Raw genomic sequence first — 24386 nt, 5'->3', positions numbered from 1 at the left:
TGTCAACCAACCTTAAGCACCTCTTCTGCATTTGTAAGACTCCGAAGCAGTCCTCTTGTCGTCATCGTCGAAAGCTTGGTGGCGAACCATCTGGTCATTCTCTTTTCAGCGACTCCCTCTCTGTACCGCAATGTCTTTTTCACCTCAACTGAGTCGAGTTCCGAGCTCGAACTGCTGTACCAGATTCCTTCGTCAGCACTTACAAGCTTCATCTCCTCCAACATAGAAAGAAAGACCTTCGAGATTCCGTCTTCAAAGCTAAGGGCCTTTCTGATATCCCTCTCAGACGCTGGCAGAACATCCTTAAGATCCTGATAAACGGCTTCAAGCTCTTCAACTGTCGGAAAAAGCCTGTCCATTTCACCGGTATTAGAAATCAAGTCGGCCTTGTTGAAAGATAGATTCAAGAACAACTCCGAATCTTCACCGGGTCTGGTCGAAACAGAATCAATAATCTCCAGGAAGTTCCTTGGCGCACTGTAGAATACAATATTCGAGTTACCTAAAGTGACACCAAGTCCGTCGCTAGATGGAGTAGTAATCAGGACCCTGATCTTCTGTCTCTCAACAAGTGAGTATATTACCGACCTCTGAAAGTCCTTCAGCAGATAATTGTAGAAAATCAGTTCTCCATTCTGAAGAGCATGGGATAATCTTGATCCCATAGATTTGGCAAGAGTGACTGTCTTATGTGGGGAATCAACAATCACAGCGACATTCTCACCATGACCGACGATCGACATCACCTGCTCGACCTTCTTTCTGGAGCCTCGGTTGTCGATTATGCCCACCCTTTTGATTGGACTTGGCTTATATACGTGAGATATCCTTCTATCCGATAGAAAATCCTTCAAATCATCATAGTAGACACTTCCTGCAAATCCAGATATTCCTAGGACCTTATCGATGTTTGAGAAAAAACCTTCAAGATCTGGATGGTCCTTGAAAATGCCCGAGAGAATATAAGTAGGTTCGTCGAAAATAATCTCTCCGGCTATTTCAGCAATCTCGTTAAACCTTTCAACGAAGAAGGGCAGAGTGGTGAAAACAACGGGTTCATCCAACCTTCCTCTGTACAGAGAGTTGGCAAAGACTGGTTTTATCGAATCCAGATAGTGCTGCAGAGAATAATAGGTATGTGCAAGCGTGCCGTTTATTGCAGACACAACGAAAGTCTTCTTGCCTTGCTGATAGTTTTTAAGTATTTTGAGAGCGAGAAAAGGGTTCTTCAGTCTGATGTTGCCAAACACTCCCCATGGATTCTTGATACTTACTTCCATGAACTCCGGACACTTATGAGAGAGCTTCTTCTCAAGCTCGCTTATCAGAGCGGATACATCAGTTTTTACCTGCGAACCGGGCTGCTGATTCTTCCAATCTCTTATAAACTCAAAAACGAAATTCTTGTCCCTTACTTCCTCTTCAAAGACTGGATCAATGTAAAGCTTTGCATCCGAAAGAGAGAGTTTGACACTCTGCAGTCCATAAAGGTTCTCGCTCTTAATTGAAGCAACCGCATCCACCTTTAGGAGATTTGGCTTCACATATTTGAAGTCATCAAACATTGAACCCATGTTGTAACCTATCGCAAGCGTCTTTCTATCTCCAGAACGTAGAATCAACTTCACGTGATCGCTGCCGCTGCCAAACATCTTCGCTTTCTCTATGTTAAGTCCCTTTATAAGGAATCTCGGTTCGGGATTTGAGTGGCCAAAGGGTCTCAAGAGCTCCAGTTTATCAAGAATAGCGGATGTAATAGAATCTATAGAGAGGACATCGTCGATGTCTATCTTGAATACCGGCTGCTTTTTCCCATAAAGTCTTATGTAAGCATCGTTTATTGCCGTTCGGAATTCAGTGATGTTCTCCTTGTCTATGCTGAATCCTGCAGCCATCTCATGCCCGCCAAACTCCCTCAAAAGGTGAGAGACTTCGTTAAGGAGACTGATTATGCTTACACCGGCAGGACTTCTTGCGGAACCCTTACCGTCGGAACCGTTGGTAGATATCAAGAAAACCGGCTTGTTGTGAATTGATACAAGTCTGGAGGCAACAATCCCCAGAACTCCAAGGTGCCAGTTATCGCCGTCAACAACAAGCGCATAGTCATCTTTGAAACTGGACGTGCTGTCGATATCTCTTTCAGTCTGGTCGAAGATCTTCGCCTCTATTGTCTGTCTATTCTGATTGTGCTTCAGAAGCCGGCTAGCAGTGTTCATTGCTGAATCCATGTCTTCACTTATTAATAGTTCGAGGGCAACAATAGCTGAATCCATTCTCCCTGCCGCGTTAAGTTTGGGCGCAATCTTGAAGGCAATATCCTGCGCAGTAAGGTTTTCAGACGGGATTCTAAGATACGACAAAAGTGCCTTTAGTCCAAGAAGCGGGCTGCTCTGGATCTTTGCGGTACCTTGCCTGACTATGTAGCGGTTTTCATCTCTCAAGGGTACAATATCCGCTATAGTACCTAGCGCCACGATATCCAGATATTCCTCCGGATCGATAGGACAGTGTAGAGTCTCATTAAGCGCAACAAGCAATTTGAAAGCTACGCCAACTCCAGCAAGTCCCTTAAAGGGATAGTTGTCGTCAGGTCTTTTGGGATTGACTATGGCGTCGGCGGGCGGAAGAATATCCTTCACCTCGTGATGATCGGTTACGACAACATTGAATCCTATTTCCTTTGCATACTTGATCTCCTCAAACGAAGTGACTCCACAGTCAACGGTAATCAGTAGTTTATGGCCCTGTTCTCTTAGATCCTTTATTGCGTCCTTGCTCAAACCGTACCCTTCCTCAAGCCTTAAGGGAATGTAATAACTAACATTGAACCCCATTCTTTTCATTGCAAGATACAGGAGCGCTGTACTGGTTACACCATCGACATCATAATCACCGAAGACAACGATGCTCTCGTTTCTCTCTCTAGTCTCTATTATTGTACGAACTGCAAGCTGCATACCTTCAAGAATGAAGGGATCATGAAGAATCGTCTTATCTGGATTCAGAAACCTCATTGCTTCAACTTCGTCATCAATTCCTCGCGTTACCAGTAATCTTGCCAAAAACACATCGATTCCCATGAATTCGACCAATCTGTTTACGGCCTCATCATCAGGCTTTAGGAGAAGCCACTCCTTTCTCATATAGATCCACCCTCTCTTTTTCTTTTAAAAGATTATAACATCATGCACAATAGCTTGGAGGTGCGTGATACTGGTACCTCAAGAAGGTGTATTGTACAATCTATTTATGAGATTGGATGGCTATGTTTCTAAGTTCTCTGGCTTCAGCAGAAGCCAGAGCAGAAAGATGATAAGAAGTCAAAGAGTAGTCGTTAATGGAAGAGTCGTCGATACCCCGTCTGCAAGTGTTAGCGCGAACGATGAAGTACTTCTGGACGGAAAGCACATAAAAACCTTTGGAATGGTCTACATAGCTCTGAACAAACCTGGAGGTTTTGTCTGCTCAAGAGAGAGAGACGAAGGAGAGAATGTCTTCGACCTGATAGATGAAGTCTTTTCTGCCGAACTGTCCATTGCCGGAAGGCTTGATAAAGACACAACAGGACTTGTAATACTCTCAAACGACGGCGAGTTCATTCACAACGTGATTTCGCCGAACAAGCTGGTCGAGAAGGAGTATTTAGTAGAGACTGTCAATGAGATTACTTCAGATGAGTTCTCACTTCTCTCGCAAGGAGTCTCAATAGGCGATGAAGAGTTTTCTATGCCGGTATCAGTTGAAGAACTAGATTCTTTTCATCTGAGAATTGTACTGACGGAGGGCAGGTATCACGAAGTCAAGAGACTCGTTCTGGCAGTGGGAAACAAGGTGAGAAACCTTCACCGAAACAGGATCGGCGCATATTACCTTCCCGATCGATTGAGCCCCGGAAAGTGGATATACCTATCTGAGACAGACAGAAAAAGAATAACCGGGACTTGAGTCCCGGTTATTCGGGTAACAGGAAAAGACATTAGTCGATTCTTGAAAGGTTGAAGGAGAGATTGTGATCTCCCTTGCCAAAGTATCTATATGTAACCGACACGCGATATCCGTCCAGAACAAGCACTACTTCATAATATCCTGGATCAAGTTCAACTACCCTGTTTGATCTACCATAATCTTTTCCGTTAATGAAGATTCTCGCATTGCTCGGATCAGAGGAAATTGTAATCCTGGCAACCGGCCTTTCTTCAATCAGAGTGATTTTCGTCGATGAACTGGTTCCGGCAGCGAGATTGACATCTTTGCTGTCCGTTATATAGCCAGACTTCTCTACTCTGATCGTATGCCTCCCCGCATCAAGATCAACGGATAGTGGAGATCTGCCCACATAAACGTCATCTACAAAAACCGATGCATTTGTCGGCTCTGTTTCTACTGTCAGTCTTGCCTTCTTTGCATAAAGAGTGGCACTTACTTGTCTATCACTAGCAAGTGTTACATTAGTAGAGAAATCTTCATAGCCATCTGCGGTTACTCTGATGGCGTAAGATCCCTCCCTCAAGGTAAGAGTAAGCGGGGTTCTGCCTTGATATGTTCCGTTTATGTACACAAGGGCGTTGGAAGGTGAACTCGTTACGCTCAATCTGTACTCTTTCACTTGAGGAGTCAAGGTAATGGATTTCGAAATCGAGCGATCAAGAATGAAGTTTTCAGTGTATGTCTCGTATCCCGATCTCTCAATTCTCAAGTTCTTTGTTCCGCCTTCCAGAGTCACATTCAACGGGGATCTGCCAATGTAAGCGTTATTCACATAAATATCTGCCCCTGAAGGACTCGTTATTACCGACAGTTGATAATTCTGAACCATAGAAGTCAGAGTGATAGACTTGGAAATGTTACGATTCAGGACAAAAGTCTCTGTGTATGTCTGATATCCAGCCTTAGAAACGCTGATACTCTTCGTGCCTTCTTCCAAGGTGACATTCAGGGGTGTTCTTCCTACAAGCTTGCCATCAATATGCACAGTTGCATCGCTTGGATTTGTGACAAGAGAGAATTGATACTCTTTTGCTAACTTCTGCAAATCAAGTCTTACATCCAGCGTTCTCCCACTTTCGATAGTGAACTGCCTCGTTTCTGTCCTGTACCCGCTCATATACGCAGTAACAATATGATTGCCCACGTCGAGGTCAATGTTTATCGGACTGGTACCTATCATTTTACCGTCAACATAAATTGTTGCGTTTGAAGGAGTTGTTGTTATCCTCGCTCGTCCTGTGCTGGGCATCACGTCGAGATAGAACCAAGCAGTGGAAACGGCATACTCCTGCTTATCAATAACAGGTATTACTTTTAAAACTACGAAGTCCTCCGCCCCTGAACTGGCCTTGGGGAAGATATCTCCTGCCTCAGCTCTCACCATCAAATCGTCAAGAAATCCAAGGGAAGACGTCGATGCAACAATCTGAAAGATCTCCTTTCCTCCACCTGTCTCACTCGTCAACTGAAGACGGTATCTCGTCGTGGCGTTCTCCGTTGGAAGAGTGTAGGTCACTCCAGCCTTGACGAAATTGCTGCGATCATAACCGTTAGGGAATATCAGCTGGATTTCTCCATTTGGTGTGATATCGTATATCGCTATATATGCATCTTTATTGACTTTGAAGTAAGTCTTAACCTCTTCGCCTGAATAGTAAAGAGAACCGTTATCTCTGTCAAGCCAAATGGAAACCTCCAGCCCCCCCTGCGGCTGCTCCGGTACAATAATTACCTTCTGCATGTCATAAGTTACAATCCCAAATAGTGATACTGCCAAGAAAAAACTGAGAATAACCAGTATTGTTTTCTTCATAGACTATCCCTCCCATATCAGATACTAATTAGACTTGTCTTCATCAGACACGTTCAACAAGTTGTTAGCGATGTCCCTTGATCTATTATACTTTTTGATGATCGCGATTATTAGAAGTGAAAGCACTGTACCGAAGATTAAACCATACGCACTTCTCAGCAGGCCTGTCCACAGAGGAACAGTAGCGTGGCAGAAGGTATTAACTATAGATACAGTTACAAGTGATCCACCTGCAGCAATTATCGGTCCGAGTTTCCCTTTGAGATCAAAAGAGAAGTGAATCATCACTGCCAGAAGCGGATATGCGAGCAATTCCTTGAAACGCGGACGGACTATGAGGACGTTGTCAAGATAGTCTCGCATTGTTCTTTCCACATCAAGCACAAAAGAGAAGTTCCCGCTTCTAAGGATGTAATAGACGGCTACCAGCCCTGCAAGAAGAACGACAAGTATATCTCCCCTAGAAACCTTTTTCGAAACGCTTCTACCAAAACCAGTGACAAAAAGCCAGAAGGGGAGGGCTACCAATGAGATCTTCACGCCTCTGAAGAGCTCCAGTCCATTCTGATAGGAGGCACCTACCATCGAGGCGTTGATTGCTATTCCGAGGAAAATCGAGAAGGAAAAGAAAAGAAGGAGACCCTTGATCACCCCGGTTTTCAAGGAAGAAACCCTCCGATATATGGCAAACTCACCGAAGACAGCGGCCGCGGGAAGACCAACAGTTGGAAACAACACGAACAACGCTGTGACAACAGCTGCAAGCAAAGGACTGACAGATAACAGGAGAACAAACACAAACAGGGATGCCAGCAAGGCGAACCTGGATGAACCAGTCCTTGGAGAAACTAATTCGGTCGAAGCGAATCCCATTCCGTCGAGTACTCCATAAACTTGAGATACCAGCTCATCATAGTCAAAATCATTGTCGGGAGTCAAAAAGAGAAGTGCATCAATGCTCCTTTCCCTGACAGCTCTAAGGTACCTGGTCACTGCCTTGTCAACATCATAGTTTGGATACTCTTTCTTCTTCAGATTGTGCACTCGAAACACCAGAGATTTGTTCTCCCTTGCCCTCAGCACATCAAGGACATAATGGCCTCTTTCGTCAAACTCCATGTATCCCGTGTATGCGAAGTGATTGTCAAGAATCGATGCAAGCTCCGAGACTGTGTAAGGGGAGACTCCAGTAAGGATCATCGGGATCTGCAGAGCCAATATCTCCTCCAGCCTATGCCAGTCGTCTCTCAGATCCACCAGAATAACCGAAGACTCCAAATTCGAGACGTTCTCCAGATCTTCCACGTAAACCAGCTGCTTTGAAGGGACTGCGTCTACCGCCTTCTCTGTAATTACCACAGCATCGTTGTAGTTGAAATCCAGGGAAACTCTCCAGGGAATGTAGAACAAAGACAGAAGCAATCCGGAAATGAAGGCAACAACGACTATACCGTTGCCGAGTCTTAGTGCGCTCTTCTGTTTTTCGTTTCTTCGTCTTCTCTGAGGCTTTCTAGGTCTAACGGGAACTTCCGCCAATACTTGTCTCTCCTCCCAATCAGAAGATAAAGAAATAATACTACACCGATGAGAAATGGAGAATACGGAAGCAAGAAGATAAGTCTCCACTTTAGAATCATAGACCCTAGACTCGATCCAAAAACCTTCGAAAAGGCTGCACTCATATCCCCTTCTTGTAAGAACTCTTCTGCGACGCTCGTCAGATCAATATATGAATGCCTCTCCAGAATGTATCCAGCGAAGCTCGAAACAGCTCCATAGAAAACAGATTGGTCATCCTTATCAGGGTACCTTCTGTCAAACTCTGTGAAATCATAGAAGGCAACTCTGAGTATCGGAATTCTCGTCCTCGAATGAAGACTCTGAAAGCCTTCCGCCATTAATTCATGGTACCATACAGGAATCTCATTAGGAGTGAAGCCGATGCTCCTAAGGTACTCAAAGAAATAGACATGTGCGAGTTCATGTCTTGCGACTCCGGATCTATAGGAAGTCGTGTAAAGAAAGATCTGGTAGATTCCATTATCATCAATTGCTGCTGGCTGCTCATGGCCTTCGCCTTTGAGAATCGTAAGATTATACTTGACCGAAAAGCCGTATATCTGTGAGAGTTCAGCGTTTGCTTCTTCAATCTCTCTCCTGATCTCCACTTGACTGAATGCGTAGATCGAAATGAGAATGACCGTCAAAAGCAGAAGGGCTGACTTCATTTGAGTTTGACCAACACCTTCTCAAGGTCGTCGGGAAGTCCCGAAAGAATCTCGATCGTCTTTCCACCTTCCCAAATAAAGGAGAGTCTCGAACAGTGCAAGAAGTATCTTCTGAGCCCGGTCTCTTTCTTGAACTCCCTGTTGAACAATCTGTCTCCATAGACATCGTCCCCAACAACTGGATACCCGGCTTCGCTCAGCTGACGACGTATCTGGTGCTTCTTCCCTGTGTGAAGATCTATCCACAATAGTGAAACCGAGGCAAAACTCTTTTCAATTCTGAACGTCAATGACTCAGTGTGTTTCTCTCTCTCGGAAACAAGTCTTCCTTTAGCTTCCGGCACTCCTTTCACAAGCGTGTGGTAACCCTTTTCCATTCCTCGCAGCCTAAACAGTGATGACAACTCTCTAGCCGACTCTGGAGATTTGGCGAAGACTATCACTCCTGAGGTATGCTTATCGAGCCGGTGGACGGGCCGCGGCAAGAAACCTCTTGCCTCTCCATATGCCATGAGTCCCTCGACCAACGTTACAATCTGGATGCCTTTTCCGGGATGAACGGATATCCCCGCCGGTTTGTCGACCGCGATTATTGAATCGTCTTCGAATAGTATCTTAAGGGGAATCTCGTGAGGAATCAGTTCACGCGATTCTCTAAGACGCTTCAGTCTTGAAGGATCTCCAGAAAAAGCTACTCGAACTAAATCTCCTATCTCAAGCCTGAAGGAGCCATCCTTGACTTTCTTCTCATTGACTTTCACATTTCCCTTTCTCAGCAACTTGTAGATAGATGACAACTTCAGGTCTGAGAGCTCCCTTCTCAAGAACCTGTCTAATCTCTCATAGAAGTTTTCTTTTGATACTCTGAATTCTCTATCTATCGATACCACTCCACTCAACATTAAGGGGGCCTTAAGCCCCCTTGAAAGACTCAGTCTTCAACTCCCAGACCTTTGCTGATACTTTCCACAATATCTCCCACCGTAGAGATGCTCTCAATCTGCTCATCTTCGACCTTAAAATCGAATTCATCTTCAAATGCCATCACCAGGTCGACCAGATCGAGAGAATCGGCTCCGAGATCCTCTGTCAAACTGGAATCCATAGCGATTTCATCTTCTTCGACTCCAAGTTTCTCGGAAATTATGTTCTTCACTCTGTCGAAAACTTCATCGGCCGTCAAAGGATTTCCTCCCTTCGAATTCTGAAAATCGGAACAATTATATTAACCGAGAGCTTCAAAGTCAAACGGCTCTCGATTCCCAAAAGCATTCATTATTATATAATAATTTGAATGGCTTTACTTTCGGAGGTTTTCTATGAATATATTCGAAGTGATGAAAGAAGAGGTAACTGAACGAATCAAAATGACTCCAAAGGCGGCACTAATTCTCGGATCCGGCCTTGGCTATCTGACGGAACACTTCTCCGAACCAATAGCAATAGAGTATTCTGAAATTCCGGGATTTCCTAAAACAACCGTTGAAGGTCATTCTGGAAGATTGGTCTTCGGATACTTTCATGGTCTTCCCGTTGTAGCAATGGAGGGACGATTTCACTACTACGAGGGTCATAACATCAGAGATGTCACTTCTCCGGTGTATTTGTTCAAGGAGCTCGGAATAGAACATCTGCTGATTACGAATGCTGCGGGGGGCATAAATAGAAGCTTCTCTCCAGGAGATATCGTCGCAGTGACTGATGTAGTGAATTTCGGCTTTCGAAATCCTCTCAGGGGAGTCAATTACGAGCAATATGGCGTGAGATTTCCAGATATGTCGGAAATCGTAGACAGTCTCTGGCTGGCGGACTTGAAAACCCGTCTTCAAAACACGGGGATAGAATTGAAGGAGGGAACTTATTGTTGGGCTCTTGGTCCAAATTATGAGACTCCGGCAGAGATAAGGGCCTTTGAGTTTTTCGGAGCAGATCTCGTTGGAATGTCGACAGTACCAGAAGTAATCGCTGCCAGGCACTGCGGTATCAAGCTTCTTGTTCTATCCTGCGTTACGAATATGGCATCGGGAATCCTGAAGGAGAAACTCTCCCATGCCGATGTTGTTAGCACGGCCAGAAGAATCAGACCAAAGTTCAGTTCTATAGTTCGATACGCCATCGAATCATTGTTGGAGAGCAAATGATGATCAGAAAAGCAAGCAGTGTTGTCTCATGTATCCAAAAAGCTGAAAACATCCTTGTAGCTGGCCACATAATGCCCGACGGAGACTGCATTTCTTCCGTGGTCTCGCTTTCGGTGGGTATTGAAAGATTCGGGAAGAAAGGCACACCCGCAATTGATTGGAAAATTTCACCGAACTTCAAAGTCTTTCCCTGGATAGAAAGGATCAAAGGTTTTGACGAGGAGATTCCTAAGCCAGACTTGATTATCGTGGTTGACGCATCATCACCGGACAGAATCGGAAGGTTTGAAAACTTCCTCAGAATGGGAGTTCCTTCGATAGTGATCGATCACCATGCAACAAACACATACTTCGCAAACGAATGCTGGGTAGACCCTTCATACTCGTCGACAGCTCAAATGATTCTCGATCTTCTGAGGCTTATGGATATTGAATATGACAGGGATCTTGCGTTGATGAATTACTTAGGGATTGCAACAGACACGGGATTCTTCAGATACTCAAACGTGGACAGCTCGGTATTTCAAGCTGCTGCTGAGCTTGTTAGTTTGGGAGCCGATCCCGATTTCGTGGCAACAGCGATTCTCGAGACCCGAAAGATTGAGGAGCTGTTTCTTGAAAGAGATGCTATTGATAACATCACGCTGCTTTCAAACAACAGATTTGCTTACTCATATCTGACACTGGCTGATTTTGAAAAGTATTCACTTACAGACGATGATTTCACGGGTTTCGTTGGAGAATTGAGATCAGTAGAGAGCGTAGAAGTAGCTCTTTTTGCTTCAGAAGCCCGTTCAGGTGAGGCACACGTTTCACTTAGATCGAAGAAATACTTCGATGTCAGTGAGATTGCCGTTGCATTTGGCGGTGGAGGTCACCAGAAAGCTTCCGGCTTCACCCTCAAATACGAAGGTGACCTTAAGAGCGCGCTTTCCGAAGCAGTTCAAATGATTGACTCTCGACTGCAAAATGAAAGGACTTAAGCAATCAGCCTCGCCAGTAGCTGAATGAACTGCGTTATCGGCCACATTACTAGCTGTATTATGCCCATAAGTGAAAGCACTAGAAGTGTAAGTATTCCGTACAGTTCATATTTCACCAGCCAATTGACCTGGTTCTCCGGAACAATCATTGTAACAATGTTTGCTCCGTCAAGAGGCGGAATTGGAATTAGGTTGAACAAGGCTGTATTGAGATCAATTACCATCATCCAGTACACTACATCGGCGATGTAGCTCAATGGAAATGAATTGACGGCTTCCGGCATAAACGTGGAGTACTGGTGGAGACCCGAAAGGTAGAAAACTAGACCGGCAATAAGACCGATCGAGAAATTGGCAATAGAACCAGAAATCGCCGTGAGTATACCCTTGAAATATCCGGCTTTTCTCAGCTTCCAGTAGTTCACAGGGAAAGGTCGAGACCAGCCGAATTTGAAGAAGTAGTACATGAGCAGACCTACAGGGTCTATCCTTCTTATGAATCCGGGTCCTCCCCATTCGGGTTTCACCGCGTCGAATCTCTTCGCGGTTATGAAACGAGAGTACTCGTGAGAGATTATGGCCACCGCTATGGCAGGGGTGAGGCTGAAGAAGTTTCTCATCATCTCAAGCATCATTATTCTCCCTTCCAGAGAGAACTACGGTTATCTCCCCTTTTGGCTCGGTCGCCTTGAATCTCTCGACTACGTCAGAAAGACTGCCGAAATAACTCTCTTGAAAGAGTTTAGTCATCTCTCTCCCAACGAAGACCTCCCTATCGCCAACTATCTCAAGAAGCTCTCCTAAGGTATCTACGAGCCGAAATGGAGACTCGAAGAAGACGATGACGCCGTCTCCATAAAGACCCTGAGCAATCTTCCTGAAAACCCTTCTGCGATTCTTGCCTCTTGGCAGAAACCCAAGAAAAGTGAAGTGAGTCCCCGGAAAGCCGCTTATCGCGAGCCCACATGAAACAGCACATGGGCCGGGCGCAACATCCACTTCGAAGCCTCTCTCACGACAAGTTTTGACGACATGAGCTCCCGGGTCCGAGATCACAGGCATACCGGCATCACTTGAAAGCGCTATTTGCTCTCCCTTGCTCAGACGATCAATTATTAACGGAACTCTCTCGTCCTGATTATGCATGTTCAGAGACAGAACAACCTTCTTATCTATTCCCATAGAAGAAAGCAAAGACCTCATCCTTCTAGTGTCTTCGGCGAGAATCAGGTCTGCCTCTTCCAGAATTTTCTTTCCTCTTATGGTCATATCCTCTAGATTTCCTATAGGTGTTCCCACAATCCAAAGCTTCCCTTTTTCAGCAGTCACTTTGAACCTCCCAAAGGAGACTTTGAAGCCATTCCGCACCTTCTCGGAAACCCATCTGGGGTCTCTCTCTTCTTTGCATAGACTATCATGAACCGGATAGATCCGTCTGATAGACAGTACTCCTTCTCCTGCAACAGGCCAAGACCTAGTTTCTCTTCAGCAACGCGCGAGAATACCCTCTCCTCACACCATCCCGGTCCTTTGTAAAGATATACGATGCCTCCGGTTTTCACAAGAGGAGTTGCCAGTTCCAAAGAAGTATCACATCTGGCGACAGCTCTCATGAACGCAGCATCGAACTTCTCTCTTTCTTCCAGCGCCAATTCCTCCGCTCTTGCTGTTTTCACAACGACGTTCTTCAGTTCCAGCTCATGGGCAAATCTCTCTATCTCCTTTGTCTTCTTCGCAATAGAGTCTACCAACACCCATTCCGCTTCTGGAAAGGCAATTGCCAAGACAAGACCGGGAATCCCGCCGCCACTTCCAATATCCACGAAGCGACCCCTAAATGTTGAACCGCAGAATGGTTTTAGAGAATCCTCCACGTGTACAATCGTAGCTCTCTCGAAGTCCCTAACAGACGTAAGGTTGTGTTGAGAAGATGTTATTAGCTCCAGAAGCCTTGTTAGTTTGATGCGACTAGGCGAGTCGATCTGCTCATTCAGGAAACACATGTGCTATTCCTTTTCTATGCAAGCGTAAGCCTCGTGATTATGAATTGACTCCTGGCTTATTACTTCGATTCTATACCAATCGATGCGGTCATCTTCTTGCAGAAACAGAACTACCTCCCGAGAAAGGTCTTCAACAAATCGGGGGTTATCGAAAGAGTGTTCGGTAATGTATTTCTCGTCTTCTCTCTTGAGAAGAGAGAAGATCGGAGCGCTCGCAGATTTCTCGACATACTCGATTATCTCTTCTATCCATACGAGCGAGTTCATTCGAACGGAAACGAACACCTCGGCTCTCTGATTGTGAGCTCCTCTATCGCTGATTTCTTTAGAACAGGGACAGACAGTCATCACCGGAACCTTAACTCCGAGCACAAAATCGAACTCTCCATCCTTCGTTGTGGAAAACGAACAGCCAAACGAGCTGAAACTCTCACTGCCGCTTATAGGCGCCTTCTTTCTTATGAAGTATGGAAATTGCACCTTGATGTGCGCAACATCTGCCCTAAGTGAATCTCTAATGTCGTTCAGAATCGATTCCATGTTTCTCGGCGTGATTTTCTTGTGATGTCTTTCAAGAACCTCAACGAATCTCGACATATGTGTGCCTCGAAAATCCGTCGGGAGATCCACAAAGAGATCGAAATTGCCTACCGTATGCTGTGTTCCAAATTCCCTATCCAAAACCACGATGGGATATTCAATTGACTTTATCCCGACCATGTTGATTCTGATGTTTCTCTTGTCTCTCTCATTCTGTACGTCTCTCAAGATCAACACCCCTTGAATCTGCTCTTTCGAAGAGGTATAATCAGCTAAGTGGAGGCGTATCCTAATTGGCTAAGGAGCCGGTCTTGAAAATCGGTGGGGTTGACGCCCCTTGTGGGTTCGAGTCCCACCGCCTCCGCCAGAACCGGGGATTCCCCGGTTATTTTCTTAATGGCCCAAAATCAGATAATGGCCATATTGTGAGCATAGGACTCCCAATTATAGCTTCCTCTGGCACAAAACCGAAATACCTGCTGTCAAAGCTGTTGGTAGAGTTATCCCCCATCATGAATCTAAACCCTTCCGGAACAATAACCTTTACTTCTCCCGTTGCAGGATCTTGCCGAATATACTTTTCCAGACCGAGCGGTTCCAACACCGTATCGTAGAACTCCGCGTACTCAATAAGCCCCTTGTATGCCTGATACAGTCTGTAATATGGTGAAAACCTCACCGAAGGGTCATCCGGGTGAGCCAACCCAAAGAAGAACATCGGATCATAAAAGACCCCTTCCCTGACATAACGCCTTTCCTCCAGCGAAGGAGGAATGTCTCCATTAACGTACAGCTGGTAAACTGGATTAGCCGCAGTATAGTCCGGAGCCCTCTTGAGTTCAAGAACATCACCGGGCTTTCCAACCAACCGCTTCACGTATTTCACGTGGCCCCTGTATTCTGCGGGTGCGAAGAAATCCATAAACTTGTCGAAGGCCCTGAGATACTTCTGAGACTCGATGTCTACGTAAGGTGTCCAGAATACGACGATATCTCCGTAATCAGGCTGTCTGTATTCGTATGTAATCTTCTCCACAAATAACCTGGCGGGAGGATTTATGGTAGGTATCATAGAACCCGTCGGAACTAGCATAGTCTCAAAAACAAACAGACGAATTATCGTTCCAAAGACAATCGCGTAAAGAATCGCCTTTCCCCACTCCTTCACTTCGTGGAGAAAGCGCGATCCTTTTTTGTCAGAGGCCTTTTCCGACTTCTTAGCAGACACTAGGCCTCAGTCCCTTTTCTCTTTTATCTTTACCTTACCCTGCACGTCTCTAATGTAGTAGATCTTCGCTCTCCTAACTTTTCCTCTTCTCAGAACCTCAATCTTTTCAAGAGAAGGACTTGTAAATGGGAAAATCCTCTCTACTCCAACTCCTGCAGCCCCCACTCTTCTAACAGTAAACGACTTGCCCGTTCCACTGCCCCTGATGCCCATAACAATACCTTCAAAGGCCTGTATCCTTTCCTTGTTCCCTTCTCTTATTCTTACGCTTACCCGTACAGTATCGCCCGGGCCAATCTGTGGAAGATCTTCTCTCAAATGTTCGTTTTCCAGAGATCTTATGTACTGATCCATCTTAATCCCTCCTAACTTCTATTGTATCCTCGTGAATTAATCTGTCTAATATTATCGCAACCGCCGCCCTGACCGAGAGATGATTGAAATCCGAATCTGCTCTCAGCGGCTCAAGCGAATAGTCGCAAGTCTTCTCAATTTCCTTGGGCAAGCCCCAACTTGTTCCAAAAAGAAGAAGATGAGGTTTCTCACTTGATATGATAACCTTCCTCATTTCCTCATAAGTTAGTCTGTCTATTCCCTTCTTGGCCGAAGTGAATATAAGAACCGGTTTCTTACCCTCAATCCTATCGATTTCTTCAATAACGTCTTCGATGTACGACGCCCTCTTAACAACAGTAAGGGCCTCACTTCTACTAGGATTGTACTCTCTTCCGAACTCCTCAAGCCAGTAATTAAGAACATTATCTACTATTTCTCTCTGCGCGGGAAGATTGCTCACTACGAAGTAGCCCTTGATGTTGTACGTTCTGCATGTTCGGGCAATATCGTGCACATCGAGATTAGTAACCGCGCTGGAAACGATATTTCCATGCCTACCCAAAACTGGGTAGTGAATTAGAGCAAGGTATATGTTATTCAGCATCTCTTTTCAGCTCCTTGAAGAGCGCAAGCAAGGCCTTCTTATCCGTCAAATCGAAATCATGCTTCAAAAAGACATCCGGTCTTCTCTCCATAGTCCTCTTCAAACTCTCGATCCTTCTGTAAATCTCTATCATCTCATGATTCCCGCTAAGGAGCTCGTCGGGCACCTTCATACCGTTCAGTTCTCTCGGTCTTGTGTAATGAGGATGATCAAGGAGTTCAGAGAAGAATGAATCGTTTATCACCGACTCCATATCTCCCACCACACCGGGCACAAATCTTGAGATAGCCTCTATCATGAGCATTGCAGGAACTTCTCCACCGCTAAGTACGAAGTCTCCCACCGAAAGCTCTTCGTCAACTACATTCATAACTCTTTCGTCTATTCCCTCATATCGACCACAGATGAAGGCAATACTTTCTAACCTACTTAGTTCCTGAGCCTTGTTATTGTCAAAGACCTTACCCTGAGGAGATGCATAGATTACGTAGGGTTTGGTTCCTTCGTCGGACAGACTCTCAACTGCCTTCAGAATTGGTTCGGCCTTCATTACTAGACCGCTTCCCCCTCCAAAAGGGTAGTCGTCGGTGGTCCTGTGACGATCCTCCGTGAAATCTCTTATATCGATGGCTCTAAAGAATATAATCTCTCTTTCTATTGCTCGCGATATGACTCCCCAGCTGAAAACCGTTTCAAAGAGCCGTGGGAAGATCGTCAAGACGTCGATTCTCATCCAGACTTAACCTCTTCAAATTCCATAGTCTTCGCAACTATAGTCTTCCCATCTACATTCAACTCGACAATGTAATCCTTTATTAGAGGTATCAGCTCTTCCTTCACGGTTAAGTCCTTCTGATCTCGAACAACAACCATAACATCGTTTGCGCCGGTGTCGATGATGTCGTTCACCATACCAATAAGTCGACCTTTTTCATCGTAGACACTGCAACCAAGAATCTGGAAGTAGTAATACTCTCCTTCTCCAAGTTCAGGCAAGGCCTGCCTTTCGATATATATGTGGAAGCCCGCAAACCTCTCTGCCTGAACCATCGAGTCAACACCGTCAAAGTGTACAATCCATCCCTTCGCTGCTTTCCTGACTCCGTCTAAAGATACTCTAAGCTGAGATCCCGTTTTCTCGTTGTACAGTAAGACATCCTCGATACCTCTGAACACTTCTTCGTCTTCTAGAGAAATCTTGGCCTTCATCTCGCCCCGAAGACCGTGTGGCTTGACTATCCTTCCCACAGGGATCATGTCCTCAGAAAGGCCGCCTCTCAAATCGCTCATCGAACCACCTTTAGGATGAAACTCTCCTTCGACGAGCCTGCGAGAGCATTGAGAAGAACATTCACTGACTTTATGGTTCTGCCATCTTTTCCGATTATCTGGCCGACATCTTCTTCTGCAGCACTTATTTCAAAGACCGTGTTTCCGTTTTCGTCAGTTGTCTGATCTACGGCAATCTGATCAGGGTTTCTAACTATTCCCTTCAGAATATGTTCAAGCACTTCCTTCATTACTCCGTTTTCTCTCCTGACTCTTTTACGAGTTTGAGTTCATGAACCTTCTTCATAACTCCAAACTTTGCGAGAATAGATCTCGCGGTTTCCGTTGGCTGCGCACCCTTCATAATCCATTCTACAGCCTTGTCGACATCAACACTCATGATTCCCGGATCCCTTATGGGATCATAGAAACCTAGAGAGTCAATATATGCTCCGTCTCTACGTTTCTGAGAATCTACCACGACAAGCCTGTAAAACGGCCTGTTTCTTCTACCCATTCTTGTTAGCCTTATTCTTACCATTCTTTGCGTACACCTCCTGATTCTTTACTATCTAAAATGGAAATCCTTTCATACTTTTGAACAGCTTTCCCTTCTTTCCAAACTGCTTCATCATGCTTCTCATCTGATCATATGACTTCAAGAGCTTGTTCACATCCTGGATAGTCGTACCGCTGCCTCTTGCAACCCTTTGTTTTCTTGAGTAGTTCAGAAGCTTGGGGTTTCTCCTCTCTTTCGAGGTCATTGAGCTTATAATCGCTTCCGTTCGCTTCATGCTTTTCTCGCTTCCCGCAAGATCCACGTCTTTGGGTGCTCCGGGAATCATTTCCATGATGTCTGCTATGGAACCCAGCTTCTTCACTTCCTTAAGCTGGTTTAGAAAGTCCTCAAGATCGAACTTGTTCTTGAGAAACTTCTCTTCCATCTCTTTTGCCTTTTCCTCGTCTATGTTCAACTGCAGTTTATCTATTAGTGATAGTACGTCTCCCATGCCAAGTATTCGACCGGTCACTCTGTCTGGATAGAAAGTCTCAATCCCATCGGGCTTCTCGGAAATCCCTATGAACTTGACCGGTTTGCCCGTCACATGCCGTATCGATAGAATCACTCCGCCTCTGGCATCTCCATCTAGCTTCGTCACAACGAACCCCGACAGCTCAAGCGCTTCATTAAATGCCTTTGCAGAATTCACTGCATCCTGACCAGTCATCGCGTCAACAACCATTAGGATCTCGTCGGGCTTGACCGTGGCAACGATCTCTCTGAGTTCACTCATCATTGTTTCATCTATATGAAGCCGTCCGGCCGTATCTAGAATTACCACATCGTTAATATTCTTTACTGCCTGCTGAACCGCTTCCTTAGCAATTCTCACCGGATTCTTTCTTTCGCCGGTGAAAACGGGCAAATCTATCTGCTTTCCGAGCTGAATAAGCTGATCAATAGCAGCCGGTCTGTAAACATCTGCTGCAACAAGGAGAGGTTTCTTGCCTTCCTTTCTCAGTAGAGCACCGAGCTTGGCAGTAGTCGTCGTCTTTCCGCTGCCCTGAAGACCTACCATCATGATTATGGCAGGCTGACTAGAAAGCCTCAACGGAACCGACTTCTCACCAAGCATCTTGATCAGCTCATCCCTAACGATCTTTATGAACTGTTGATCCGGTGTGAAAGACTTCAGCACCTCTTCACCAAGAGCCTTTTCTGTTACCCCTCCTATAAACTCTTTGACAACCTTGTAGTTGACATCGGCTTCTAGGAGCGACAGCTTAACTTGCTTAACGGCGTCTTCTATATTCTTTTCCGAGATCCTTCCTTTTCCACTCAGCAGCTTAAATGCTCTGCCAAGTTTGTCCTGGAGATTCTCAAACATCTAAACACCTCCGCAGCCTGAAAAGTATACAACGGGCCGGCGCAAGAATGTTGAACTTATCTGAACAACAACTGCGATTATCATCTACTTATATTAATTTTTAATTACCACACTAATATCAATATACTTAATTCACCTATATACTTGCAAATAATTTCTTAAGCAATGCTATCAACCGCCAAATGGCGAAGAGGCTAAACATTCTTCTAAAGAAGATTATGGCATCGAAGCGGCGCGTGCTATCTAGTCAGATGAATTAAGTTCTCTGTAACAATCCCTGCAGACGGCTATATATTTCTCCATTCCACCCACATCTATCTCACTATCTATCGAACCCGAAATCCTGTGCGTAACGGTTGCATTGTACTCGCCACACCTGTGGCATACGGCCTTCTTTTTGACGACTTCATCTGCAGCCGCCATCAAACTTGCAGTGACGGTAAAAGGCCTGTGTTTGAAACTGAGATCTAACCCCACACAGAAGACATCAATCCCGCTAAATACTATCTCTTCCACTACCTCTAGCAGACTTTGATCGAAAAAGTTAGTCTCATCTATGAAAATCGCGTCGAGCTTCTCCTTTTCCAGTGAAACGATTTCTCGGATTTTTGAAGAGTCTTCCACGTTAATGGCCTCTGCCATCTGTCCCGAGTGACTAACCACATGATTAGAGGAGTATCTGTTATCAATTATCGGCTTGAAAACCTTTATTCTCTTTCTTCCAAGTGTATATATCTCTATCATGGATAGAAGTGTCGAAGTCTTCCCGGAATACATTGGTCCCGCAACAACTGTTAGTTTCCCAGACATATGCTCAACCCCTTATAGAGTTATCAATGACGGCTCTCTTATGAAGCACGAACTGCTCTAGCGATCGTTCCTGATAGCAGAACTCGCTGCTGATCTCAACGGCCTCTCTTATGGCGCCATCGATGGTCCTTCCTGCAAGAATCATGATCGACAAGATCGCTCCAAACAAATCTCCGCTGCCGAAACGACTCTCACCGATTCTACGGGGTTTGTAATCATGTCCCCCGTAAGAGGCTCCTTTTGACGATGCCTTAGTAATCACTCTCTTGTCTTTCTTGTCAAAGGCCATATAATCATTGGCGAGAATAAGGTCGTACAACGAAAGTCCTCCGTTCCCCCTATATTCGTGCCCAGGAGAAGGATCGAGCACCTTTAAACGAGACTTAATGGCGCTCACCGTCGCAGCAGCCGACTGGCCTATCTCTAGAGTACTGTAAATAAGATCAAACTCCTCTTTTAGCAAAATGCCGATCAGCTCTTCTTCAATACCGACTATCGACGGCTTTTCCACGGCGAGAACTTCATTCTTCCTAAAAAGAAACTTTCCTCTTGAACACTCTGATCTAATTGGGATAGACTTGAACTCCCATTGGCTCGATTCACCAGGGCCAAAACAGCTCAGAAAAAGGACATCAACACCAAACAAGGAAAGGCAGTTTGCCACATTGAAGCCCGATCCTCCAGTAGCCTGGATTATTCTGGCATTGTGTCCACTGCCTGAGACCTCAATATCCTCTAGATATCCGCCGACAACAAGAGCCCGAGCCCTACTTCGTTCTGTAGAGTCTGTCACCTGCATCTCCTAATCCAGGAATGATATAGGCATGATCATTCAGTTTTTCATCAAGAGCTGCGGTAAAGACCTTCACATCGGGATGATTCTTCTGTATGAAACTAACTCCTTCGGGAGCTGCAATCAAACACATCAAAGAGATCTGTTTCCCTCCTGCTTTCTTGACCAGTTTAAGGGCCCAAGATGACGAAACACCCGTTGCCAGCATTGGATCCAGCACAAATATCTGAGTCGTTTCGTCGATCTTTGGCAGTTTTGAGTAATACTCAACGGGTTGAATCGTGTCGGGATCTCTGTATATGCCGATATAACCGACTGATGCGTTAGGCATTAGGGAGAGAACGCCCTCAACCATGCCCAATCCAGCTCTAAGAATCGGGACAACAGTCACCTTCTTATCTTCGATACTTTGACCGATCATCTTCACGAGTGGAGTAGTTATCTCTTTCTCAAAAGTTGGGATATGCCTTGTAGCCTCATAAGTAAGTAACAGAGTGATTTCTTTCAGGAGTTCCCTAAACTCCTTTGGACCGGTTTGATCATCTCTCATTATTCCTAGCTTGTGCTGAATGAGCGGATGGTTAACTATCGTGAGCTGATCAAACACCTGCATCACTCCTGTGGACCAGATCCGGGTAGAGCGGGAATTTCTCAGCCAAAGCCTTGACCTCTTCGCTTATCTCTCTCACCTTTGTCTGAGATATCTCTCCCTTATCTCCTTCTATGCTCTTAAGGACTCTGATTATCAAGTCCGCAATAATTGGCATTTCCTTCTCAGTCATTCCCCTTGTAGTAACCGCAGGGGTTCCAATTCTTATGCCACTGGTTACAAAAGGAGATCTTGTCTCCCTAGGTATTGTGTTCTTATTAACCGTAATTTCAGCCTTTTCAAGTGCTTTCTCGGCAGACTTACCGGTGACATTTATTGGAGTCAAATCTACCAGGAAGAGATGTGTGTCCGTCCCTCCCGAGACTATCCTTAGACCTTTCTCTTCAAGAGACTTCGCCAAATAACGAGTATTCTCGACAATACTCTGCTGATAGACTTTGAATTCATCTCTGAGAGCCTCTCCAAATGATACTGCTTTCGAGGCGATTACATGCATCAGCGGACCGCCCTGAGTTCCCGGGAACACCATCTTGTCAACCGCTTTGGCGATTTCTTCACTATTGGTAAGTATCATTCCACCGCGAGGTCCTCTCAATGTCTTGTGAGTAGTAGTGGTTACTATATGGGCGAAATCAAGCGGGTTAGGATGAATTCCTGCCGCAACCAAGCCGGCAAAATGCGCCATGTCAACCATCAGTACTGCACCGACTTCATCGGCGATCTCCCTGAACTTCTTGAAATCGATTATTCTAGAATAAGCACTCCCGCCAGCCACAATTACTGAAGGCTTCGACTCGAGGGCAATCCTTCTGACTTCTTTGTAATCGATTACCTCACTCTCCTCATCAACTCCATAAGCGACAACGTTGAAAAGCTTTCCAGAAAAGTTTACCGGTGATCCGTGGGTGAGGTGGCCCCCGTGACTAAGAGACATTCCCATTATAGTATCGCCCGGTTTGGCAATAGCCAGATAGGCAGCCATGTTTGCCTGGGAGCCCGAGTGAGGCTGAACGTTTGAAAACCCCGCATCGAAAAGCTTTTTGGCTCTCTCTCGTGCAAGCTCCTCGACCTCGTCGACAAAAACACAGCCTCCGTAGTATCTTTTGGACGGGTAACCTTCCGCATATTTGTTTGTCATCACTGATCCCATCGCCTCCATGACGGCTTTAGAGACGAAATTCTCAGAAGCGATCAGTTCGAGCCCATTTCTTTGTCTATCAAGCTCTTTGACCATAATATCGAATACTTGTCTATCGGTTCTCTCCAAAGATTCCCACATGCAAAAAACCTCCTAAAGGATTCTATTCGAACATCTTCTTCAACGAAACATCGTATGGTGCACGAGCAATTCCCTTTTCAGTAATTATCCCGGTTATAAGGCTTGATGGAGTAATATCAAATGCAGGGTTGAAACACTTGACACCCTCGGGGGCTATCTGATAATCCCCAATTTGTGTTATCTCAAGATGGCTTCTCTCCTCTATCGGAATCCCATCACCACTTTTGGTCAGAAGATCCACTGTGCTCAGCGGTGCAACAATGTAGAAGGGAATCCCGTGTTTTTGAGCAAGAATGGCAACCGAATAGGTTCCGATCTTGTTTGCCGTATCACCGTTAGCGGCGATCCTGTCTGCCCCGACCAACACTAGATCGACTAACCCCTTCTTCATAACCCATCCTGCCATATTGTCGCAGATAAGAGTAACATCGATTCCTGATTTCATAAGCTCCCAAGCCGTCAGCCTAGCCCCTTGGAGATACGGTCGAGTCTCATCGGCATAAACCGATATCTTTTTGCCTTGCTCCACGGCCGCCCTCATCACACCTAGTGCCGTTCCATAATCCACAGTCGCGAGTGCTCCTGCGTTGCAATGAGTAAGTATTCCGTCACCGTCTCTCACAACAGTTGCACCGTTTTTCCCAATCGTCATATTGATCTCAATATCTTCCTCTGCAATTGCAAGCGCTTCGCTCTCAAGACTCTCTGCTAACCTTTTTCTATCTAATTCACGATGGGTGTTGAGTGTCTTTTCCATTCTGTTGAGAGCCCAGAAAAGATTTACGGCCGTAGGTCTGCTTTCTGAGAGCCTTCTCTTCACCAAATCCATATGGTCGAAGAACACTTCCTTAGAGCTTGCCAGAACCTCTTTAGCACCAAGGAGATAACCAAATGCCGCGCTTGCTCCTATCGCAGGGGCTCCTCGGATCACCATATCCCTTATCGCATGATACACGTCTTCGTGGGTCTGGCATTCAACATACTTTTCAACTGAAGGTAGTTTTCTTTGGTCTATTAGTATCAGTCGATCTTCTTTCCATTCAAGCGTGATACTCTTGAACTTTCCCACTAGATATTCACCCTCTTAACGATCTCTTTCACCGTTGAGCGGTATGCGACTTCAAGTTCAGACCCTCTCATGTGAGTAACGATGCTTTTGCCGTTGTCCGAAAAACCTACTAGCGTAGGATCGAAGGGGAGCGACCCTAAAAGGGGGATGCTGAAGAGAGTCTCGAGATTCTTCCCTCCACCTTCTCCAAATAACTTCGTGATTTCTCCACAGTGCGGGCATCTCATATATGACATGTTTTCCACAATTCCCAGTGGGTTCCTGTGCATTGTCTCTACCAGATTGATCGCTCTCTTCACATCCTGAACTGCAACGGCTTGAGGTGTAGTAACTATAAGCGCCATTATATCAGGAAGAGTCTGAAGAACTGTCAAAGGCTCGTCGCCGGTACCTGGAGGAGAGTCAATTACGAGGAAGTCGAGCTCTCCCCACGCAACATCACCAAGAAACTGATAGATCGCCGTTGTCTTCATTGGACCACGCCAAATAACCGGAGCATCTTCTTCAACGAAACTTGAAATGCTTATTACCTTAAGATTTGGTAGAACTTCGGGAGGAAAAATCTGTCCTTCTACGACTTCGGGCTGCTTTTTCAGACCTACCATCCTGGCAACGTTTGGTCCATGAAGATCAATATCCATCAGACCCGTCTTGAAGCCTTCATCCGCAAGAGCCAGCGCCAGATTAACCGCAACAGTAGATTTTCCTACCCCACCTTTTCCAGACATCACAAGTATCTTGTTCTTTATTGAATTGACGTTGTTTCTGATCTTCTCCATTGTTTCCGCCATCTCTTGTTGA

Annotated in this window: 27 protein-coding genes and 1 tRNA gene; 4 read left to right on the top strand and 24 right to left on the bottom strand. The window is 45.4% G+C overall.

From position 1 onward, the window contains the following. Positions 1 to 2: 2 nt before the first annotated feature. Positions 3 to 3146 (bottom strand): single-stranded-DNA-specific exonuclease RecJ, encoded by a 3144-nt coding sequence (gene recJ / locus B3157_RS01670; protein WP_292588374.1) that lies wholly within the window; start codon positions 3144 to 3146, stop codon positions 3 to 5. Positions 3147 to 3237: 91 nt separating this feature from the next. Between recJ and B3157_RS01665 the strand changes: the two genes are divergently transcribed. Next, on the top strand, positions 3238 to 3948 hold the full coding sequence (locus B3157_RS01665; protein ID WP_292588372.1) for a pseudouridine synthase: 711 nt from the start codon (positions 3238 to 3240) through the stop codon (positions 3946 to 3948). A 31-nt stretch (positions 3949 to 3979) separates the two neighbouring features. Here the strand turns inward: B3157_RS01665 and B3157_RS01660 are convergent, their stop codons facing one another. From B3157_RS01660 to acpP, 5 genes are read right to left on the bottom strand one after another with little or no spacing between them, the layout of a single operon-like run. Further along, the gene (locus B3157_RS01660) at positions 3980 to 5803 is read right to left on the bottom strand and encodes a PEGA domain-containing protein (RefSeq protein WP_292588371.1); all 1824 of its coding nucleotides are present in this window, start codon (positions 5801 to 5803) and stop codon (positions 3980 to 3982) included. A gap of 24 nt (positions 5804 to 5827) precedes the next feature. After that, entirely contained in the window at positions 5828 to 7339 is a 1512-nt protein-coding gene (locus tag B3157_RS01655) for a DUF5693 family protein (RefSeq protein ID WP_292588369.1), read from the bottom strand. Continuing rightward, the gene (locus B3157_RS01650; protein WP_292588367.1) at positions 7267 to 8031 is read right to left on the bottom strand and encodes a hypothetical protein; all 765 of its coding nucleotides are present in this window, start codon (positions 8029 to 8031) and stop codon (positions 7267 to 7269) included. Before B3157_RS01650 ends, B3157_RS01655 begins: the two co-directional genes overlap by 73 nt. Then, positions 8028 to 8933 (bottom strand): RluA family pseudouridine synthase, encoded by a 906-nt coding sequence (locus B3157_RS01645; RefSeq protein WP_292588365.1) that lies wholly within the window; start codon positions 8931 to 8933, stop codon positions 8028 to 8030. The genes B3157_RS01650 and B3157_RS01645 overlap by 4 nt, the downstream gene beginning before the upstream one ends. A gap of 29 nt (positions 8934 to 8962) precedes the next feature. Next, positions 8963 to 9214, bottom strand: coding sequence for an acyl carrier protein (gene acpP, locus B3157_RS01640; protein WP_099829110.1), 252 nt, complete (start codon positions 9212 to 9214; stop codon positions 8963 to 8965). Positions 9215 to 9350: 136 nt separating this feature from the next. Here acpP and B3157_RS01635 point away from each other — a divergent pair, with 136 nt between their 5' ends. Next, the gene (locus B3157_RS01635) at positions 9351 to 10172 is read left to right on the top strand and encodes a purine-nucleoside phosphorylase (protein ID WP_214060760.1); all 822 of its coding nucleotides are present in this window, start codon (positions 9351 to 9353) and stop codon (positions 10170 to 10172) included. Continuing rightward, the gene (locus B3157_RS01630; protein ID WP_292588363.1) at positions 10169 to 11155 is read left to right on the top strand and encodes a DHH family phosphoesterase; all 987 of its coding nucleotides are present in this window, start codon (positions 10169 to 10171) and stop codon (positions 11153 to 11155) included. The genes B3157_RS01635 and B3157_RS01630 overlap by 4 nt, the downstream gene beginning before the upstream one ends. Here the strand turns inward: B3157_RS01630 and B3157_RS01625 are convergent. Genes B3157_RS01625 through folE2 form a run of 4 tightly spaced genes read right to left on the bottom strand, consistent with a single transcriptional unit; the run spans position 11152 to position 13926 of the window. Next, entirely contained in the window at positions 11152 to 11790 is a 639-nt protein-coding gene (locus B3157_RS01625; protein ID WP_292588360.1) for a site-2 protease family protein, read from the bottom strand. The two genes, B3157_RS01630 and B3157_RS01625, sit on opposite strands and share 4 nt — an antisense overlap. After that, positions 11780 to 12484, bottom strand: a complete 705-nt coding sequence (gene rsmI, locus B3157_RS01620; protein WP_214060762.1) for a 16S rRNA (cytidine(1402)-2'-O)-methyltransferase — start codon at positions 12482 to 12484, stop codon at positions 11780 to 11782. The genes B3157_RS01625 and rsmI overlap by 11 nt, the downstream gene beginning before the upstream one ends. Then, positions 12481 to 13158 carry a 16S rRNA (guanine(527)-N(7))-methyltransferase RsmG gene (rsmG, locus tag B3157_RS01615; protein ID WP_214060763.1) on the bottom strand — a complete coding sequence of 226 codons (678 nt, stop codon included), beginning with the start codon at positions 13156 to 13158 and terminating at the stop codon, positions 12481 to 12483. Before rsmG ends, rsmI begins: the two co-directional genes overlap by 4 nt. A gap of 3 nt (positions 13159 to 13161) precedes the next feature. Further along, positions 13162 to 13926: a GTP cyclohydrolase FolE2 gene (folE2, locus tag B3157_RS01610; RefSeq protein ID WP_300980214.1), complete on the bottom strand. Its 765-nt coding sequence runs from the start codon at positions 13924 to 13926 to the stop codon at positions 13162 to 13164. Between the two features lie 50 nt (positions 13927 to 13976). On the opposite strand from folE2, the gene B3157_RS01605 reads away from it, so the two are divergent. Further along, positions 13977 to 14065 (top strand) — tRNA-Ser (locus B3157_RS01605). 18 nt (positions 14066 to 14083) lie between these two features. Here B3157_RS01605 and lepB read toward each other — a convergent pair. From lepB to B3157_RS01535, 14 genes are all read right to left on the bottom strand, one after another. Then, positions 14084 to 14926, bottom strand: coding sequence for a signal peptidase I (lepB, locus tag B3157_RS01600; RefSeq protein ID WP_214060765.1), 843 nt, complete (start codon positions 14924 to 14926; stop codon positions 14084 to 14086). A gap of 6 nt (positions 14927 to 14932) precedes the next feature. Then, a complete protein-coding gene (rplS, locus tag B3157_RS01595) occupies positions 14933 to 15280 on the bottom strand; it encodes a 50S ribosomal protein L19 (protein WP_099829103.1) in 348 nt (115 codons plus the stop codon). A 1-nt stretch (position 15281) separates the two neighbouring features. Beyond that, on the bottom strand, positions 15282 to 15866 hold the full coding sequence (locus tag B3157_RS01590) for an RNA methyltransferase (RefSeq protein ID WP_214060766.1): 585 nt from the start codon (positions 15864 to 15866) through the stop codon (positions 15282 to 15284). After that, entirely contained in the window at positions 15856 to 16599 is a 744-nt protein-coding gene (gene trmD / locus B3157_RS01585; RefSeq protein WP_292588353.1) for a tRNA (guanosine(37)-N1)-methyltransferase TrmD, read from the bottom strand. Before trmD ends, B3157_RS01590 begins: the two co-directional genes overlap by 11 nt. Next, positions 16596 to 17156 carry a ribosome maturation factor RimM gene (gene rimM, locus B3157_RS01580; RefSeq protein ID WP_292588351.1) on the bottom strand — a complete coding sequence of 187 codons (561 nt, stop codon included), beginning with the start codon at positions 17154 to 17156 and terminating at the stop codon, positions 16596 to 16598. The genes trmD and rimM overlap by 4 nt, the downstream gene beginning before the upstream one ends. Beyond that, positions 17153 to 17386, bottom strand: a complete 234-nt coding sequence (locus tag B3157_RS01575; RefSeq protein WP_099829099.1) for a KH domain-containing protein — start codon at positions 17384 to 17386, stop codon at positions 17153 to 17155. The genes rimM and B3157_RS01575 overlap by 4 nt, the downstream gene beginning before the upstream one ends. Then, a complete protein-coding gene (rpsP, locus tag B3157_RS01570; protein WP_214078734.1) occupies positions 17386 to 17676 on the bottom strand; it encodes a 30S ribosomal protein S16 in 291 nt (96 codons plus the stop codon). The genes B3157_RS01575 and rpsP overlap by 1 nt, the downstream gene beginning before the upstream one ends. 31 nt (positions 17677 to 17707) lie before the next feature. Then, positions 17708 to 19024 carry a signal recognition particle protein gene (gene ffh, locus B3157_RS01565; RefSeq protein WP_214078733.1) on the bottom strand — a complete coding sequence of 439 codons (1317 nt, stop codon included), beginning with the start codon at positions 19022 to 19024 and terminating at the stop codon, positions 17708 to 17710. Positions 19025 to 19267: 243 nt separating this feature from the next. Beyond that, positions 19268 to 19834, bottom strand: a complete 567-nt coding sequence (locus tag B3157_RS01560; protein WP_099829096.1) for a thymidine kinase — start codon at positions 19832 to 19834, stop codon at positions 19268 to 19270. A gap of 4 nt (positions 19835 to 19838) precedes the next feature. Further along, positions 19839 to 20633, bottom strand: a complete 795-nt coding sequence (locus B3157_RS01555; protein ID WP_292588345.1) for a carbohydrate kinase — start codon at positions 20631 to 20633, stop codon at positions 19839 to 19841. Continuing rightward, on the bottom strand, positions 20602 to 21240 hold the full coding sequence (upp, locus tag B3157_RS01550) for a uracil phosphoribosyltransferase (protein ID WP_165775336.1): 639 nt from the start codon (positions 21238 to 21240) through the stop codon (positions 20602 to 20604). Before upp ends, B3157_RS01555 begins: the two co-directional genes overlap by 32 nt. Next, positions 21227 to 22516 carry a serine hydroxymethyltransferase gene (gene glyA / locus B3157_RS01545; protein ID WP_292588342.1) on the bottom strand — a complete coding sequence of 430 codons (1290 nt, stop codon included), beginning with the start codon at positions 22514 to 22516 and terminating at the stop codon, positions 21227 to 21229. Before glyA ends, upp begins: the two co-directional genes overlap by 14 nt. Positions 22517 to 22538: 22 nt before the next feature. After that, the gene (mtnA, locus tag B3157_RS01540) at positions 22539 to 23585 is read right to left on the bottom strand and encodes an S-methyl-5-thioribose-1-phosphate isomerase (protein WP_292588339.1); all 1047 of its coding nucleotides are present in this window, start codon (positions 23583 to 23585) and stop codon (positions 22539 to 22541) included. Next, on the bottom strand, positions 23585 to 24364 hold the full coding sequence (locus B3157_RS01535) for an Mrp/NBP35 family ATP-binding protein (protein WP_292588337.1): 780 nt from the start codon (positions 24362 to 24364) through the stop codon (positions 23585 to 23587). Before B3157_RS01535 ends, mtnA begins: the two co-directional genes overlap by 1 nt. Positions 24365 to 24386 lie beyond the last annotated feature (22 nt).

It is taken from the genome of Mesotoga sp. UBA5557 (assembly GCF_002425715.1).
Taxonomy (GTDB): domain Bacteria; phylum Thermotogota; class Thermotogae; order Petrotogales; family Kosmotogaceae; genus Mesotoga.
This window is presented reverse-complemented; position numbering and strand designations above follow the sequence as displayed.

Coding starts and splice junctions, on each gene's coding strand:
- ffh (WP_214078733.1), bottom strand. CDS start 19,024: ATGTTTGAGAATCTCCAGGACAAACTTGGCAGAGCATTTAAGCTGCTG.
- B3157_RS01630 (WP_292588363.1), top strand. CDS start 10,169: ATGATGATCAGAAAAGCAAGCAGTGTTGTCTCATGTATCCAAAAAGCT.
- rpsP (WP_214078734.1), bottom strand. CDS start 17,676: ATGGTAAGAATAAGGCTAACAAGAATGGGTAGAAGAAACAGGCCGTTT.
- rsmG (WP_214060763.1), bottom strand. CDS start 13,158: ATGTGTTTCCTGAATGAGCAGATCGACTCGCCTAGTCGCATCAAACTA.
- recJ (WP_292588374.1), bottom strand. CDS start 3,146: ATGAGAAAGGAGTGGCTTCTCCTAAAGCCTGATGATGAGGCCGTAAAC.
- glyA (WP_292588342.1), bottom strand. CDS start 22,516: ATGTGGGAATCTTTGGAGAGAACCGATAGACAAGTATTCGATATTATG.
- upp (WP_165775336.1), bottom strand. CDS start 21,240: ATGCAGGTGTTTGATCAGCTCACGATAGTTAACCATCCGCTCATTCAG.
- B3157_RS01625 (WP_292588360.1), bottom strand. CDS start 11,790: ATGATGCTTGAGATGATGAGAAACTTCTTCAGCCTCACCCCTGCCATA.
- B3157_RS01535 (WP_292588337.1), bottom strand. CDS start 24,364: ATGGAGAAGATCAGAAACAACGTCAATTCAATAAAGAACAAGATACTT.
- B3157_RS01650 (WP_292588367.1), bottom strand. CDS start 8,031: ATGAAGTCAGCCCTTCTGCTTTTGACGGTCATTCTCATTTCGATCTAC.
- B3157_RS01590 (WP_214060766.1), bottom strand. CDS start 15,866: ATGCTGAATAACATATACCTTGCTCTAATTCACTACCCAGTTTTGGGT.
- B3157_RS01660 (WP_292588371.1), bottom strand. CDS start 5,803: ATGAAGAAAACAATACTGGTTATTCTCAGTTTTTTCTTGGCAGTATCA.
- B3157_RS01635 (WP_214060760.1), top strand. CDS start 9,351: ATGAATATATTCGAAGTGATGAAAGAAGAGGTAACTGAACGAATCAAA.
- B3157_RS01560 (WP_099829096.1), bottom strand. CDS start 19,834: ATGTCTGGGAAACTAACAGTTGTTGCGGGACCAATGTATTCCGGGAAG.
- rplS (WP_099829103.1), bottom strand. CDS start 15,280: ATGGATCAGTACATAAGATCTCTGGAAAACGAACATTTGAGAGAAGAT.
- B3157_RS01645 (WP_292588365.1), bottom strand. CDS start 8,933: ATGTTGAGTGGAGTGGTATCGATAGATAGAGAATTCAGAGTATCAAAA.
- B3157_RS01555 (WP_292588345.1), bottom strand. CDS start 20,633: ATGCAGGTGACAGACTCTACAGAACGAAGTAGGGCTCGGGCTCTTGTT.
- trmD (WP_292588353.1), bottom strand. CDS start 16,599: ATGAGAATCGACGTCTTGACGATCTTCCCACGGCTCTTTGAAACGGTT.
- B3157_RS01575 (WP_099829099.1), bottom strand. CDS start 17,386: ATGAAGGAAGTGCTTGAACATATTCTGAAGGGAATAGTTAGAAACCCT.
- rimM (WP_292588351.1), bottom strand. CDS start 17,156: ATGAGCGATTTGAGAGGCGGCCTTTCTGAGGACATGATCCCTGTGGGA.